This is a genomic window from Vibrio sp. MEBiC08052, from assembly GCF_001506075.1.
Classification (GTDB): Bacteria; Pseudomonadota; Gammaproteobacteria; order Enterobacterales; family Vibrionaceae; genus Vibrio.
In genome coordinates this window covers 3461351-3477429 of sequence record NZ_KQ947475.1, presented here as the reverse complement: position 1 = coordinate 3477429, position 16079 = coordinate 3461351, and the positions used below count along the sequence as shown (strand labels likewise).

Below are 16079 nucleotides of genomic sequence, written 5' to 3'. Positions count from 1 at the left end.
CCCATCAGCAGAAAAGAAAATGATGTTGCCGCGATATGATTTTAAATTTCAGAGACAACATCATTCTCATCTAACAAAGAGCGACATTTGATTTCATACTGGGTAAAGTTAAAGATACTCGGGCCATGAGAGCGCTTAATTACTATACGTTCATCACCGAATTGAATAATCACATGACTGAACACTTTACTTTTGACTTCAATAGTATTTTCTCTCAGCATGTCTTCAAATTCATCTTCCAGCACTGCGAGCATCTCTTTTTCTTTAATCATCTGCTCGCTCGTTTCCTGTTTAAGACGCTCAATCTCTTCATGCTCTTTTTCTGAACGTTCTTCTTTGGGTTTCTTATTAAATTCTAATTCCCGACGAACAATGTCCATCGTTTTGGCCTGCGTCTGCTTGTACTGCTCTTTATATTGTTCCAAACGCTCTCTGTAACTCGCATAGCAGCCAAACGCTTCAACACGCGTTGCTGTATCACCCTCAACCCCCAGATTAACACAGATGAGTTTGCCGCCGACTTTAGCCATACCACCACTTAGTGTTCCTTGCTTCTCTTTTTCATCGATGATATACAGATCCTGCCCACAACGAATATTATTGCTAATACTATGCACGGTCAGATGAATATCATCATGTGCCTGAAGTTCAGAATATTGTGCATAATTGGCTTTAATCGCCGCACCAGATTTGACCGTACAAGTGCGTTTTTCGTCGTCGGCTGTCGTATGACCAATGATTCCTTTCCCGACTTGAATATCGCCCTGAGCCTGAACATCTGCAGATTCGATAAATCCACCGACAGTAATAGAGCCAGTCGCACGTACAATCATTCCGGATTCAATATTACCGGCAACAATCAAGGCTCCTTTAAATTTCACATGGCCCGTACCCACATTGATATTTTGCATACATAATGCATTATCAACATCGATACTTCGGTCCTTGATCAGCGGCATTCCGGAGACCGTCGCAACTAAAATATTGGGGTCTTTTGCAGAAAGAGCAGTTCCCTTACCTTCTTTCATTGGTGAGTCATTTCCCGGTTTTGCGGGAATAATCGTTCCTTGAACCGTATAGCCGGGCGTCCCTTTTGTGGCAGGAATCCGACGCATCACTTCGTCTCCTTCCCCAACCGTGATAGTCTCTCCCAAATTTCTCATATCAAGTTTTGACGAGTTTTCTTTCTGCTGTGGCGCCAATACTCGTTTGTTCACATCATCCACTAAAGGAATAAATCTCGTATCGATACCATTGACAGGATTTTTCCCTTGCGCGATGGGTTGAACGAACACCTCTCCGGGTGAGAGAGTTCTGCTCACGATTAAAACTTTTTTCAGGGCTGCCTTATTGATACCCTTGGTGACTCTTGACTGAGCAAGAGCATGAACTAAATCACTGCCAAGTAATCCCCTCCCACCATATGCGCCCAAGACCACCATACTGGCTAGCATATCTTGTTCAGCTAACTCAACCGTCACTTGCGCATTAAGACGCTTTGCAACGACACAATCCTTATAAGCTTCTCCTTTGCCTTCGTTAGCATCATTGATGAACCGTCCCAATACATCCTGATCCAAATAGAACTCAGAGGCACCTAAATTTGTTAAAGCTTCCATGATTCCGCTTTTCGATAATTTCTTACTCAGCGTTTCTATCGGTTTCAGATTCGCGATGACTGATTTTTTATCTTCTGTAATAGATAAGATTCTCTTCCACATCTACTCGTCCTTATCGTACATATCGCAATCCATTCTATTTGCTTACATTTTACTCATCTCATGGCGGCAACTAAATAAGCGCCATTGAAAACTCAGTGCTGGGTCACCAACTTAACAAATTTACACTGTAAATAGACAAATTTGATTTATTGATTAAGACTCAAATTTACACTGTAAACTCGCGATGATAGATGAAAGGTTGTCTCGGATTTTCTGCTCAATCTGTTTTCTGCCAGTCATAGAAGAATGAGAAACAATCGTTGACCACGCCTGATTCTGTAAAACTTTTTCAATCAATAAATCGTCAATCATATCAATATGCTCATATGGAAGAACTGAAATATAGAGAGATAGCCATACAGCGACACTCTCATAATTGGAACCACCCTGAGCATAATTTTGAATCAATGCGACTGGTATGTCTATTATCGGTAAATTGACACTCATCTTTAGTAGTTGCCGAACAACGTCGGGTTCTAGACGAGTAAGCTCAGTTTTTAAAGCATGTGGGAAGTAGTAGGAAAACTGTTTTCTCGCAGCCTCAAACCACGAATACGAATTGCGGTAAATCATCATAACGGAATAACAGCCACTTGCCTGATCTCTACGCGAACCAATTTTCACTGGGTGAAAACCATTTTTTCCCCAAAACTGAAGTAGCGCAGAAGTTGCACCAAAGCTGGTAGCCATATAGTCAGTCGGACATTGACGGATCAATTCGGACAGTAGCGCGGAGCCATATCCTCGCCCTTGCCAAGCAGGATGGATCGCAATTCGCATCACTCGACAACAAGACAAACCAGCCGCATCAGATAACCCGAGTTGATTCACCAAAGATGTGGGCACAAGATGCCCTTTAGGGCGATGCTGACCGTATTGAATTCTTGTAACTGCGGCTGGTGATAACGGCCCTTCCTGTATCGCAAGAATACATCCCACCAGATGATGTGCTCTCTGCGCAATAAATACCGTGATATTCGAATCAAAAAGAATACCCATTAAATCGTTTGGTGTTGTCTGATAATGGGCATTGGTTAGCAAAGAAAAGATATTTGCGAACAACTCAGGAACGTTCAGCAACACTTCACGCGTTAGATGACGATACTGAACCGGGCCATCTTGTACATCCTCTACGGTGGGCAACTCGGCATCAAGTAAAAATGTCTGATATTGCCAGCGCTCAAGTGGGTCACCTTCAGCCCAGCGAATCGGGGTTGATAACGTTTGATGTGTTAAACCGGGCCTGTTGTGCTTTAACCACGGTAAAAATTTGAGCGTAAATCCTCTGCCGCATCCTTCGTAGCCATGAATGGTGGTCGAAAAAACTAAACGATGATAGTAATTGGTTAAAGCGGTGAGCATCGATATCGGTATCGCAGAGGCTTCGTCAATCAACAGCAGATCACAGCCCGGACGTGTATGAGCCAGTTCATCCGGTGCGATGAATTGGAGCTTGGCTTGCAGATAAATGAAGGTCTTCCCCTGTATTTGTCCTTCTGGAAGCATTCGCTGAAGATGGCTGAAAATCGGGCCAACTGCTGTAAAGGTAGGGGCCGTAACAATGATCTGAATTGATGAACGTTGCTTCATTAAAACGGATGCAGCGATACCTAGGGCACTGCTTTTCCCCCGACCGCGATCTGCAGTCAATACCAAGGGACGTTTACGATGTCCTTCAACAACATGAACAATTGACTCTATCGCTTTTTCCTGTTGCTCAAATCGATAGACTCGTGTCAATGGGATCGAAGGAAAATCAACTTTGACAGACGGCTGTAATTCATCTACTAATATCAGTCGATCCAGCGCCCGCTGTAACCATTGCTGGGCTGGATTTAAATTTTCAGTCACCATAGGGGCATCGACAAACACCAACAGCCCACCGCCTTGCAGCGCTCCAAGCGCAGCATTAAAACTGTCAGCATCAAACCCAACCGATAAATCAACCAGTAACAGCCGACATTCCTGACCCAGTAAACGACGGCCAGACTTAATATCAAACCATTCATATCCTTCTCTGGGATGACCACCGAGCTGAATATGCCGACCGACAAAATAGCCTTTCACTTGCAATAATCGAGCTTCAGTCCATTCAGGTGTGCCTCTCAGTACAATACCGGCACGGTAGAACGTTTGTTCCAGATAAGACTGTAATGGGGAAATAACCTCAGAAAAAGCAGACATCATTGCAAAACCGTCAAAACAGGAATATAGGTATCACATCATACAAATCATCTGAGGAAAGGGAAGTATTTCTCATGAGGAATCTAGGATTAAAAAAAGCCCGGTGAATCACCGAGCTTACTTATTTCAAGTAATCAATCGAGACGTTAATTCATTTTACTCTGAATAAATTCAAACAATTCATCCATGAGCTGATCATCAACCCGCTTCAGATTCAGTACTAACTGACTGCCTTTACGCGTATAACTAACACGTCCTTTGACCAATTCAATTTTATGAGAGGCAACTTCCTGCTTCGGTGCAAGTGAGGCCATCCACTGTTCCAGTGTTTCCGTCACTTCTTTCGTCAATCTAGCAACACCTTGAACATCACTTTTTTGCCAGACAAATTCGCCATCGGCACGACATTTATCTAAGAGTTGCTCTCGCTGTTCCTCATCCAGAACACTATATTGCTTATGAAGTTTTACGATAGTCGGGCGACCAAGTTCAACAACATTGGGATAAGCCTGAAGTAACTCAAGAGGTAACGCGGCAGCCTTCAATGCACCACTGACGAGAGCTTCACTGCATTGGAACATTTTTGCTAAGGCTTTTTGATCTTCAGCCTCACCACTATCCAACTTCGCCTGCATCTCTTTTCCCTTTTCGTAAAGAGATAACGGCTTGTGCGCGTTTGCCACGTCAGACAAGAATTTGGCATGTTCTTCATTAATGCCGTTTGCAACATAAACGAAGAAGTCCTGATTCGCCAGAATACAAGCCATCCGACGTCGGCTACCATCGAGCACTTCAATCATACCATCTGCTGAACGTCGTCCAACGGCTGGGTATTGCTGCCCTCGGTCTTGCAACGTACTCAGAATATCAGACAATGCATGTTCATTCAGAAACGACTGTTCACGGGCATTCCGTTCAAAAACGGTCGTCTGGGCCGCAATACTATCTGCTGGTATACGCTGTAATTCAAAGGTGACTAAATCTTTGCCAGCCACAGCCAATTCAATGACATGTGCTTTTTCTTTTGCAGCGTTTTGCGCCTCTTGTGGGGTCGTTGCCCGGCGCTTATCTGCTTTACCAAACAGTTTTGCGTTTAATTCTGATGTTTTCATTGCCATATTCTCTTACCCCTGATTCAACGACGGCCAATGTGTATGTAGAACTCTCTCAAGCTCCAATGCACTTTTTTGAACAGCATCTTGCGCTGTCGCCAGTGTTTTCTTCCCACCTTCAAAATCACCTGAAGTTAAATCAAACACCGTGCTATAGGTATCAGCGCAGGTTTCAAATGCCCGACTACGTGGTATCGTTGCCATCATAACCTGCTCTCCGAGCAGATAATTCATCTCCGTCAAAACAGAAACTTGCTTTTTATTATCATCCTCGAACATCGTCGGTACCAAACGAACGAATTCAAGCCCCTTCCAATCTTCCGGAAACATTTCATAGACCGTTGGTAAATGCTGGAAGAAATTAACGGTTGATGCCCAATCCAGACGTTTCGCTGCGCATGGTATCAAAAGCGCATTAGAAGCATACATCGCATTCCAGACTAAAGGATCAACGTGTGGCCCCGTATCGATGACAATAATATCAAAATCATCAGCAATTTTATCAATCAACTTCTCTTTCAATAGACGCACAATATCCAGTGACTGATTTTGTGATAAATATTGCCATGCTTCAGCATTAAACATCGCATCTTCAGGAAAAGCAGAAATGGTTTTCAAGTTCGGGTACTGAGTGGACATCAGCACATTCTTATTCAAAAAAGAACGGTCCACAATCGTGCCATCCGGTACATTGTCTAGCATGATATCCACAGCAGAGAAAATATTTTCATTCTCTTCCGTACTAATCTGAGGATTCAGGAATAGACGTAATGATCCTTGAGGATCTAAATCGATTAAGCAAATACGGTATCTTTTATCCAGATTTAACGCCAGACAGGCAGACAGATGAACCGCAGTCATCGATTTTCCCGTACCACCTTTTTGATTCTGAACATTAATAATCCATGGCTTATTATCATTGTTCTTTTTACGTTGATGGAAAGTAGACACACCGGCCGCATCCATCAGCATATGCGCTTCAGCAAGAGAAATCGAATAATGATTGGCATTATTTTTGGTAAACTGATGTCCCTCAGCTTCCATCTTTGCAATAGCTTCATCCAGCTTTCGCCGCGTGAGGCCGGAACGCGTTTCCATCAATGCCTTAGACATTGGGGGAAAGTGCTCGTCTTTACGTTCTTCAAGGACGATCTCAATCCGATCAGCCTGAACTTGTTTGGTTTGTTCAGCGAGTTGGTAGAGATTATCTATGGTTTGTTCTCTCTTCATTGCCAATATCCATAATGAGTGACATGACATTATTGTACAGCAAATTTATTTATTGACAATAAAAAGGTGTACAATCAATTTTAGATAAATATCACAGTTAAGTGTCTACTAAGAGACGATTTAATGAAAAAATTAAAATTCCTATCAAAAATTGTTTCATGCTCAGCCTTAAAAACAACATTTCATGAAAGTGTTACCTTGTCACATTTTACATTGTAAATTTCATTTCACTTATCAAATCACACAGCTTCCTTCATTATTTAAAAATACTTCATGAAAATGAGGTTTTATCGATATCAAAACTATAGGTAGTGATACACATGCATACCGAGAATCATGATACCGGAACGATTGAAAGAGCCCCGATACTTACGGTGGTTGTGATTTCAACTGCATACGATACTTCCCAAATCATCATCATCAGCGTTAATCGAGACCATTTTATACGCTTCTCTTGAGCTAAGATGCTGAAAACCGGAATATCTTGAAAACTGGCCCTCTGGAAAATAGGCGTTTGTCAGTCAGCGATTAGTTTGATTCTGTCAAAAAAAACTTCCGAAATGCCAGAATAAAGAAAAATATCCGTCGTAAATCGTCATTTAATCAAATGGCTCACATATCGTGGATAGCAAATCAATAAAGAACCACCGGAAAGATGATCATGGCATGCCACCTTGATCATTTTTCCAGATGCGACAGAAAAAATAGAAGCATGATCAAGGGATATGAGCAATGTAAATTCAGTCAACGCATTTATGATCTGATGATCAAATACTCGGAACAATGATCAAGAAAAATCTTTCTCGGAAGCATGAGTTTTCTTGGTTTAACTACGGATGGTGTCAATTCAACTGGGGGATGCGTCTTCTTTATCTGAATTAAGCACTAAATTGAACTGACATAGTTTCAGAAGAGTAGGGCACCATCACTCCTTGATCATGCTTACGTGACGACCGAACTTGATATATATAGAGTTATTTCCCAAAAAATATGTTTTTCGATTATCCAAAAGTCAACAAAATCGCAGGGAAAGGGAAGTTAGAAACAAGGTACCTTGATCATGCTTGCGGGGTTGTTCAGAATTGAAGCAAAATATAATCTGATTGACGATAAACAGTAAACCAAGCATGTGGATAAGTTGTGTATGCATCTTGATCATGCTTCAAAGAAGATATTGATCATGATTCCGAAACACAAATGATCATGCTTCAGCCGCGTAATGATCATGCTTTCAATATCTAATTGATCATCGTTCCTGACGTACCATGATCATGCTTTCATCGACGCAATAAAAATATTGTTTTATTACAATTAATTACGAGCTTTTTCTTACTCAGATCATAAGATCATATAACCATTTAAGATCATTAATAATCAAGAAGATCAGTTTTTAAGAGCAATAATTTTTTCTTTATTTATAGAATATTTTTCTTTATGCTCGGAAAAATATCAATATTACATCAAATGTGATATGGACAGGAAAATGAGCACCCACGAAAAAATATTAATCAAAGCTCCTAGAAATCATAAAGATGGACATCTTTTTCAGGTATCAGAACCATCGATCAATTGGATAGAACAGTATCAACACTTTAAAGGTGTGACCAGAAGCATCATTGAACTACTGAATTTAGTCTCTCTAAAAGGCATGAGTAGTAAAGACGGCTTGGTCTCAACGACAGAGCTGATCGAAGCCGCAGATGGGCAGTTAACCAGAGCCGCGATCCAGCAACGATTACGCGCAGCAGTCAGTATTGGTCTCTTCGAACAAATTCCTGTCCGGTTCGAAGAAGGCCTTGCCGGCAAAACGATGCTGCATAAATTTATTAATCCCAGTCAACTAATTTCATCATTGGGAGCCACCAGCCTGATTACCGAATCAGTGAAACAATCAGAAAAACAAAAACGCTCAAAAGCGTTAGCACAAACTCAAGTCAATCGGCGCTTGTTAAATGAGTATGGATTAAATACTCCCCCGGCGATCAAAGACGAAGCCGATCAATTCGTGGTTTCACCAACCAATTGGGCTGGCATTATCGATCAAGCGTTGGCTCCACCAAGAACGCGTAAGAATTACCAGAAATCAATGGTTTCAATTTCTGGGACTCGAGCCGTGATCGAAACAAGATCATCCAAAAATATTATGACTGTCGATGATCTGATGACATTGTTTGCCCTGTTTACATTAACCGTTCAATACCATGATCATCAACGCGAAGAATATCATCTGAACGCGAAACAAATTCCGAATAAAACACCGCTTTATATCACGGATATTTTGTCACTTCGTGGCAAAAAGGATAGCGGACCGGCGAGAGACTCTATCCGAGACAGTATTGATCGCATTGAATTTACTGACTTTCAGCTTCATGAACTAACTGGACGTTGGCTCAGTGAAAATATGCCGGAAGGATTTAAAAGTGATCGTTTCCGCTTTCTGGCCCGAACGATCACAGCTTCAGAAGAAGCACCGGTTGAAGGTGCTGACGGAGAGATTAAGATCAAACCCAATCTCTATATTTTGGTTTGGGAACCCTCATTTTATGAAGAGCTGCTAACGCGGGATTACTTTTTCCTGTTTCCACCGGAGATTCTGAAACAGCATACTCTGGTATTCCAACTCTATTCTTATTTTCGGAGCCGGATGTCCCGTCGGCATCATGACACTATGCTGTTATCTGAGCTGAATCAGAAGTTGGCCCGCAATATTGAATGGCGGCGTTTTTCGATGGATCTGATCCGTGAGTTGCGGCGTTTATCCGAAGGAAAAGGGGATGACGATTTATTTGTCGTCAATCTGTGGGGGTATCACCTGTCTGTCCGATCGATTCATACCAAAGGCAAACTGTCAGATTATGAAGTGGATATTAGATGTGATGTTGAAGAAGTTTTGCGTTTCTCCAGAGCGAGAACAACCAATGCGGGAAAACGCAACATGGCACCAACTTTACCGAATCCACTTCGCCATGAGATGGTCTCTAAACAGAAACTGGAGGAGCTTGCTTCAATTATTGATGGTGAGTTTGAACCCATCCAACGTAAAGCACCGTCCCCCAGAGGCAATTTGGGCCGCAGGGTCAAGTTGCGTAAACATCTGGTTGAGATTAATGCCGATGAAATTACGATCACCTTGTCAAAATATACCTCACAGGAGGCTCTGGAACGCAGTATAAGCGCTTTATCTGCGATGACCGGGCATTCCCCATCATTAATCCGAGAAGAGTGTCAGGAGTTGATTGATAAGCTTGATTGGCTAAGAGTCGGTGATACGGCGCTCCCTTACGAGACTCTGAGCAAGACTATTGAGCTGTATAATTCTCGTAGTCGCAATAAACATTTGTCAATTGAACGATTGATCTCTGGATTGGCGGTCCGGCGTAAAGTATGCAAACAGATCAGTGAAGGGCATTTGGACGAGTCGGTGTTTTTAGTGCTTGACGAAGTGGCAATTGGTATCTAGAGCACTCAACGACAGGCGAACGATAAAATAAATGGAACAAAGGTTACAAACCCTGCTCGTCTTTACATAGCTTTGACATCCTTCTGACAGAGGTGGCGGTTAAGGCCGTTATTCTTTATCCCGAAAGACAACCAATATCCTACCGATGTCATTGGTTAGGTTCATGTTGTTATATTCATACTTAGCATTTTCGCGAGCACCCCATGCTCGCTTTTTTTTGTCTGTCAGAAAATGAGCGTGTCAGCTCGGTCATCACATCAACTGAGCATTGCGAGTCATTTCATGGAATAACACCCTTGATCATTGTTCCGTATATATGTAAATAAGAAAAATTATCGAGAAGAGTAGGGGGATTAGTTGAGCAAAAAAATCGATGGTGATCTTCTAAAAATACTGCGCTGTTCAAATAGACGCAAAATTTTATTCTTACATCTATCAATATTTTTACAGAACTATAGCCACTATCACACTCTTAGATAATTTTGCTTAACAAGATTTTTCAGCTTCGCTATAGAATACGTGTCCCTAACATGGTTTGTCCGGAGGTGATTTATGTCTATCAATTCAATCGACCATGATGAAATGACGAATATCGCAAACAAATGGGACTTCACGGACGAAGTTGAATTGCAAAAACCTACGAAAAACCTCAAATCAGCCGAAGCCCGACGCCGGATTGAAGTGATGAGAGAGATTCGTGAAAGTGGTTTAACGATTGAAGAAGCAAGGGAACTTGGCTTACTTCATTAAGTTTGATATCGGATAAGAAGGGGCAGCTTGGCTGCCCCTTTTTTTGAATGAGGGTAAGCTGGTATGAACATCAGTTAGCGCTTAATTTTCTTGATTCCTGTGGTATATTGCACAACTTGTTTACAGATGACGGGTGATTTCATGTCTTTTAATCTTGCAGAATTGAGTGCTGAAGAGAAGAATCGGATCGAGTTGGATAAGCAGGCTGCCTTTTTGGTCTGGAAACTGAAACAGGGAAAGGCCGGGCCTGAAGTATTCACTCAGCATCAGGAAACGTTGCGAACAACCGATGAACAGACATGCTTTCAACAATCAGTGGATAAATATAAAAGGGTCATGGGCGTGATGTAAGCCGCTCCCTGAACCGGCAGAAATTGAAATGATTCTGTGTTTTTTCTACAATCCGTCGCGTTCAATTAATGAGAGAGAATATCCCGATGGGAAGAAGTTTTGAAGTGCGTAAAGCTTCCATGGCGAAGACTCAAGGCGCAAAGATTAAAGTTTATTCCAAATACGGCAAAGAGATTTATGTGTGTGCAAAAAATGGGGGGGCCGATCCGGATACCAACCTTTCTTTGCGGCATTTGATCACGAAAGCGAAAAAAGATCAGGTTCCCGGACATGTGATCGACAAAGCGCTGGATAAAGCCTCGGGAGGCTCTGGTGAAGATTACCAGCCTGCTCGTTATGAAGGGTTTGGCCCCGGTGGTGTGAGTGTGATTGTTGACTGTTTAACGGATAACGGTAACCGAACTTATCAGGATGTTCGTCAGTGCTTTGTGAAGACGGGTGCGAAGATCGGCAGCCCGGGAACGGTTGCCCATATGTTTGATCATCAGGCAGTGTTCCAGTTTAAAGGTGATGATGAAGAAACGGTGTTAGAAGCGTTAGTCATGGCTGATGTTGATGTGACTGATATTGAGCTGGAAGACGGTGTGATGACGGTATTTGCTCCCCACACAGAATTCTTCAAAGTAAAGACTGCGTTGACTGATTCTTTCCCTGATGTCACTTTGGATGTAGAAGAGATTACGTTTGTGCCACAAAACCGGACTGAAATTTCCGGAGAAGATGCTGAGAAATTCCAGAAGTTTCTGGATTTGTTGGATGACAGCGATGATGTACAACAGGTTTATCATAATGCGGAGATTGAGTAGACACTCATTCGAGCTTTAACAAACCGGATTACAAAACGCCCCTTGGTATATAACATGGGGCGTTTTTTTATGTCTTTCGGATTAGATTGATATCACAAATCATGATTTTTCATGCGCTCAGTATTCATGGGTTTATAAAAGAAATTGCAGCACATTCCGTGATAGAGTTCATAAATTATAACGAAAAAAAAAACATGCATGAGGAATGAGTGGCAGATGGAGAAATTTGTTCTAAAAAATATATAGATAACAAGGGATTATATCTTTGATTTCGCAGGTGTGGCAGATCTGCTTTTTCTGAACGTCAGATTTGCGTAACTTAAGATTGCACTTTAATATAGTGCCCCTCGACGTATTGTTACTATGATGTGTCGGATGTAGCAAAGTGTTCTTTCTTGTAACAAATATATTTGCCTTCTCGATAAGCTGGATGTGAATTATCACGATTTCGTAGAGTTGAATGGATTTGTCGCAGGTAAGGATAATTTTGTTACAGATTCAAATACTCTTATTAAAAACAACCGCAGAGTCTTGATAAGGTAGTGTCGGTTATCAGGTTCTCTGCCAAAAAGAGAAAGTACAAGTAAATGGAAGCCTCACGATATAAAAGCATCATATCGAGACTCGGACTGTTACTCACAGTGCTGATGCTCTCAGGGTGTAAGTTTGCGCTACTTGATCCCAAAGGAGAGGTGGGTGTTCAGGTAAAAGAGTTGATCATTACAGCTCTGTTCCTGATGTTGATCGTTGTTATCCCTGTGATACTGATGACGATCTACTTCTCGTATAAATATCGATCAAGTAATTCGAACGCAGAATACACACCAGAATGGTCCCATTCAACAAAGATTGAGTTTGTTGTCTGGACGATCCCTATCATCATTATTGTTATTTTGGCGACAATCACATGGCGTTCAACACATCATCTTGAACCTTCTAATCCTTTAGTAAGTGATGCGAAGCCAATGACGATTGAAGTCGTATCGCTTGACTGGAAATGGTTGTTTATTTATCCGGAACAAAAAATTGCAACGGTCAATTATGTTGCATTTCCAAAAGATGTTCCGGTGAAGTTCAAACTAACGTCAGATAACATCATGAACTCTTTCTTTATCCCTCGATTGGGTAGCCAGCTCTATGCAATGCCCGGAATGGTGACTCGTTTGCATCTGATTGCCAATCATGCCGGGGATTATAAAGGTATTGCTGCGAGCTTCAGTGGTGACGGATTTTCTCATATGAAATTTACCGCGACTGCGACACCGGATATGGCCAGCTTCGAACAGTGGGTTGAGAAAGTGAAGTCTTCTGAAAAGCAGATTCATGATTTCTCCGACTACCGTGCTTTAGCGAAGCCAAGCATCGATGTTCCCGTCACTTATTATTCTCATATTCCGGACGGCCTGTTCAATTCAGTGGTAACCCAGTTCCCGGGTAGTATGAATATGCACATGGAAGATGGACAGGATATGGATAAAACAATGGGTCATCATTCGATGGCTGAGCATGAAGGGTAATGAGATTATGTTTGGAAGATTAACACTGGACTCCATTCCATACCATGAGCCCATTATCATGATTACCCTCTCCATCATCGCGGTGGTCGGTCTGGCCGTCGTGATTTGGGTAACACGTCTTGGTAAATGGCAGTATCTATGGAATGAATGGTTTACTTCGGTAGACCACAAAAAATTAGGTTTCATGTACATTGTTGTCGCATTTGTCATGCTCATACGTGGCTTTGCCGATGCGGTGATGATGCGAAGTCAGCAAGCGCTCTCTGCTGCTGGTGAAGCCGGTTATCTGCCGCCACATCACTATGACCAGATCTTTACCGCTCACGGTGTCATCATGATTTTCTTTGTGGCGATGCCTCTGGTGATCGGTCTGATGAACATTGTTGTGCCGCTGCAGATTGGTGCGCGTGATGTTGCTTTCCCATATCTGAATAACCTGAGTTTTTGGTTATTTGTCGTGGGTGTGATTCTGACGAACTTGTCTCTGGGCTTGGGAGAATTTGCCCGTACTGGTTGGTTGGCTTATCCACCACTGTCAGGGATTGCTGCGAGTCCGGGGGTCGGTGTTGACTACTGGATTTGGGCATTGCAGATATCGGGAGTCGGGACGACACTCACCGGGGTGAACTTCTTTGTTACCATCATGCGGATGCGTACACCGGGAATGCCACTGATGAAGATGCCGGTTTTCACTTGGGCTTCACTGTGTGCAAACATCCTGATCATTATCTCATTCCCGATTTTAACTGTTTCTATTGCACTGCTGACGTTAGACCGTTATCTGGGTTTCCACTTCTTCACCAATGATATGGGTGGGAACATGATGATGTATATCAACCTGATTTGGGCATGGGGTCACCCAGAGGTATATATCCTTGTGCTGCCAGTTTTCGGGGTGTTCTCTGAAGTGACCGCAACCTTCTCACGTAAGAAGCTGTTCGGCTATACGTCTTTGGTGTGGGCAACCATTGCCATCACGATTCTGGCCTTTATTGTTTGGCTGCATCACTTCTTTACAATGGGAGCCGGTGCGAATGTAAACGCCTTCTTTGGTATCGCAACCATGATCATATCTATCCCGACAGGGGTGAAGATCTTTAACTGGTTATTTACGATGTACAAAGGACGCATTCAGTTTACATCACCGATGCTGTGGACTATTGGATTCCTGATTACCTTCAGTGTCGGTGGGATGACCGGTGTTCTGATGGCGGTTCCCGGAGCTGACTTTGTCCTGCACAACAGTGTATTCCTCATTGCGCATTTCCATAACGTCATCATCGGTGGTGTAGTATTCGGCTGCTTTGCTGCAATTACTTACTGGTTCCCGAAAGCGACTGGTTTCATGATGAATGAAGCATGGGGACGCCGTGCCTTCTGGTGTTGGTTGATTGGCTTCCTATTGGCCTTCCTGCCGTTGTATGCACTTGGCTTTATGGGCATGACACGTCGTTTGAGTCAGGATATCAATCATGATTACTTCCCACTGCTTGCCACAGCAGCAGTCGGTACTGCGATTGTTGCCCTCGGGGTGCTTTGTCAGGTGACTCAAATCGTTGTCAGTATCAGAGATCGCGAACAAAACCGTGATGTCACTGGCGACCCTTGGGATGGCCGGACGTTGGAATGGTCTACTTCTTCTCCGCCACCGTTTTATAACTTTGCGGTGATTCCGAAAGGGGATCAAATCGATGCTTTCTGGTATCAGAAACAGCGTGGAGAGCATTCGCTTGATAAAGAAGTTGAATACGAACCGATTCATATGCCGAAAAACACACCGACAGGTATGTATGTCTCTGCATGGTCTATGGTCTTTGGTTTCGCGATGATCTGGTATATCTGGTGGCTGGCTGCTATCGGCTTTATCGGTATTGTTGTAACAAGTATCTGGCATAGCTTTAACGATGATGTTGATTACTATGTTCAGGTGGATGAAATCAAAGCGATTGAAGATGAACACCGCGATCAAGTTGCGAAAGCAAAAGCCGGATCTCAATCGAAAGATGATATGGAGGTGAATTATGCAGGCTAATTCTGTCGCCGATCACGCGCATGAGCACCACCATGATACCGGTGGTAACAAGCTGTTCGGATTCTGGATTTACTTGATGAGCGACTGTATTTTGTTTGCAACATTGTTTGCGACTTATGCAGTACTTGCCAATGCAACCGCTGGTGGTCCCAGCGGTAAAGAAATCTTTGAGTTACCATTTGTTTTTGTCGAAACCATGTTGCTGCTGCTGAGTAGTATCACTTTTGGTTTTGGCATGATTGCGATGAAACGCAAACAAATTGGTGCCCTGAAATTGTGGTTGGTGATTACCTTCCTGTTCGGGGCTGGCTTTATCGGCATGGAAATCTATGAATTCCACCATCTGATTGTTGAAGGCTATGGTCCGGATCGCAGTGCGTTCTTGTCTGCATTCTTCACCTTGGTTGGAACGCATGGTCTTCACGTGACCTTTGGTTTGATTTGGTTGTTTGTTTGTTTCTGGCAATTGAATACCAAAGGCCTGACCGACATGCTCGAAACTCGATTCGGCTGTCTGAGCTTGTTCTGGCACTTCCTTGATATCGTCTGGATTTGTGTATTTACATTCGTTTATTTAGTTGGGGTGACATCATGAGTAACCAACACGCTGACTCAGGAGTGAAGGGATATGTGATTGGCTTCGTTGCCTCTCTGATCTTAACGATTATTCCTTTTTACTATGCTGCGACACAAAGCCTCTCGACCGGAACGACATTTGCCGTTCTGTTTGGTTGCGCCATTGTTCAGGTGATTGTTCATTTTGTCTACTTCCTGCATATGGAAACTAAGACGAGTGAAGGTCGCTGGAATTTCATTTCACTGGTGTTTTCCGCGATCGTTGTTCTGATTCTGATCGCTGGTTCTATCTGGATTATGTGGAACCTGAACATCAATATGATGATGTAGGCGCAGGCTG

The 16079-nt window shown here is 42.9% G+C and carries 12 protein-coding genes; 8 read left to right on the top strand and 4 right to left on the bottom strand.

The window, feature by feature from the left end; translation table 11 throughout:
• Window positions 1–41 precede the first annotated feature (41 nt).
• From VRK_RS14955 to VRK_RS14940, 4 genes are all read right to left on the bottom strand, one after another.
• Entirely contained in the window at window positions 42–1721 is a 1680-nt protein-coding gene (locus tag VRK_RS14955; protein WP_059122106.1) for a DUF342 domain-containing protein, read from the bottom strand.
• Window positions 1722–1874: 153 nt separating this feature from the next.
• Window positions 1875–3908, bottom strand: coding sequence for a GNAT family N-acetyltransferase (locus tag VRK_RS14950; RefSeq protein ID WP_059122105.1), 2034 nt, complete (start codon window positions 3906–3908; stop codon window positions 1875–1877).
• 143 nt (window positions 3909–4051) lie between these two features.
• Entirely contained in the window at window positions 4052–5023 is a 972-nt protein-coding gene (locus VRK_RS14945) for a ParB/RepB/Spo0J family partition protein (RefSeq protein ID WP_059122104.1), read from the bottom strand.
• A 6-nt stretch (window positions 5024–5029) separates the two neighbouring features.
• Entirely contained in the window at window positions 5030–6247 is a 1218-nt protein-coding gene (locus VRK_RS14940; protein ID WP_059122103.1) for an AAA family ATPase, read from the bottom strand.
• 1483 nt (window positions 6248–7730) lie between these two features.
• Here VRK_RS14940 and VRK_RS14935 point away from each other — a divergent pair.
• From VRK_RS14935 to cyoD, 8 genes are all read left to right on the top strand, one after another.
• Complete coding sequence (locus VRK_RS14935; protein ID WP_059122102.1) at window positions 7731–9707, top strand: replication initiator protein RctB domain-containing protein; 1977 nt, start codon at window positions 7731–7733, stop codon at window positions 9705–9707.
• Between the two features lie 552 nt (window positions 9708–10259).
• Window positions 10260–10457: a PA3496 family putative envelope integrity protein gene (locus tag VRK_RS14930; RefSeq protein ID WP_059122101.1), complete on the top strand. Its 198-nt coding sequence runs from the start codon at window positions 10260–10262 to the stop codon at window positions 10455–10457.
• Window positions 10458–10598: 141 nt separating this feature from the next.
• Window positions 10599–10808: a DUF3283 family protein gene (locus tag VRK_RS14925; RefSeq protein ID WP_059122793.1), complete on the top strand. Its 210-nt coding sequence runs from the start codon at window positions 10599–10601 to the stop codon at window positions 10806–10808.
• An 86-nt stretch (window positions 10809–10894) separates the two neighbouring features.
• Window positions 10895–11614: a YebC/PmpR family DNA-binding transcriptional regulator gene (locus tag VRK_RS14920; protein ID WP_059122100.1), complete on the top strand. Its 720-nt coding sequence runs from the start codon at window positions 10895–10897 to the stop codon at window positions 11612–11614.
• Window positions 11615–12201: 587 nt separating this feature from the next.
• Window positions 12202–13131, top strand: a complete 930-nt coding sequence (cyoA, locus tag VRK_RS14915) for a ubiquinol oxidase subunit II (protein ID WP_059122099.1) — start codon at window positions 12202–12204, stop codon at window positions 13129–13131.
• Between the two features lie 7 nt (window positions 13132–13138).
• The gene (cyoB, locus tag VRK_RS14910) at window positions 13139–15163 is read left to right on the top strand and encodes a cytochrome o ubiquinol oxidase subunit I (protein WP_059122792.1); all 2025 of its coding nucleotides are present in this window, start codon (window positions 13139–13141) and stop codon (window positions 15161–15163) included.
• Window positions 15153–15758, top strand: coding sequence for a cytochrome o ubiquinol oxidase subunit III (gene cyoC / locus VRK_RS14905; protein WP_059122098.1), 606 nt, complete (start codon window positions 15153–15155; stop codon window positions 15756–15758). Before cyoB ends, cyoC begins: the two co-directional genes overlap by 11 nt.
• Complete coding sequence (gene cyoD, locus VRK_RS14900) at window positions 15755–16069, top strand: cytochrome o ubiquinol oxidase subunit IV (RefSeq protein WP_038184500.1); 315 nt, start codon at window positions 15755–15757, stop codon at window positions 16067–16069. The genes cyoC and cyoD overlap by 4 nt, the downstream gene beginning before the upstream one ends.
• The last annotated feature ends 10 nt before the right edge of the window (window positions 16070–16079 follow it).

Bases quoted from the DNA above. Each gene is read 5' to 3' on its own strand.
- VRK_RS14945 (WP_059122104.1), bottom strand. From the start codon at position 5,023: ATGGCAATGAAAACATCAGAATTAAACGCAAAACTGTTTGGTAAAGCA.
- VRK_RS14950 (WP_059122105.1), bottom strand. From the start codon at position 3,908: ATGATGTCTGCTTTTTCTGAGGTTATTTCCCCATTACAGTCTTATCTG.
- VRK_RS14920 (WP_059122100.1), top strand. From the start codon at position 10,895: ATGGGAAGAAGTTTTGAAGTGCGTAAAGCTTCCATGGCGAAGACTCAA.
- VRK_RS14930 (WP_059122101.1), top strand. From the start codon at position 10,260: ATGTCTATCAATTCAATCGACCATGATGAAATGACGAATATCGCAAAC.
- VRK_RS14940 (WP_059122103.1), bottom strand. From the start codon at position 6,247: ATGAAGAGAGAACAAACCATAGATAATCTCTACCAACTCGCTGAACAA.
- VRK_RS14955 (WP_059122106.1), bottom strand. From the start codon at position 1,721: ATGTGGAAGAGAATCTTATCTATTACAGAAGATAAAAAATCAGTCATC.
- cyoB (WP_059122792.1), top strand. From the start codon at position 13,139: ATGTTTGGAAGATTAACACTGGACTCCATTCCATACCATGAGCCCATT.
- cyoC (WP_059122098.1), top strand. From the start codon at position 15,153: ATGCAGGCTAATTCTGTCGCCGATCACGCGCATGAGCACCACCATGAT.
- VRK_RS14925 (WP_059122793.1), top strand. From the start codon at position 10,599: ATGTCTTTTAATCTTGCAGAATTGAGTGCTGAAGAGAAGAATCGGATC.
- cyoA (WP_059122099.1), top strand. From the start codon at position 12,202: ATGGAAGCCTCACGATATAAAAGCATCATATCGAGACTCGGACTGTTA.
- cyoD (WP_038184500.1), top strand. From the start codon at position 15,755: ATGAGTAACCAACACGCTGACTCAGGAGTGAAGGGATATGTGATTGGC.
- VRK_RS14935 (WP_059122102.1), top strand. From the start codon at position 7,731: ATGAGCACCCACGAAAAAATATTAATCAAAGCTCCTAGAAATCATAAA.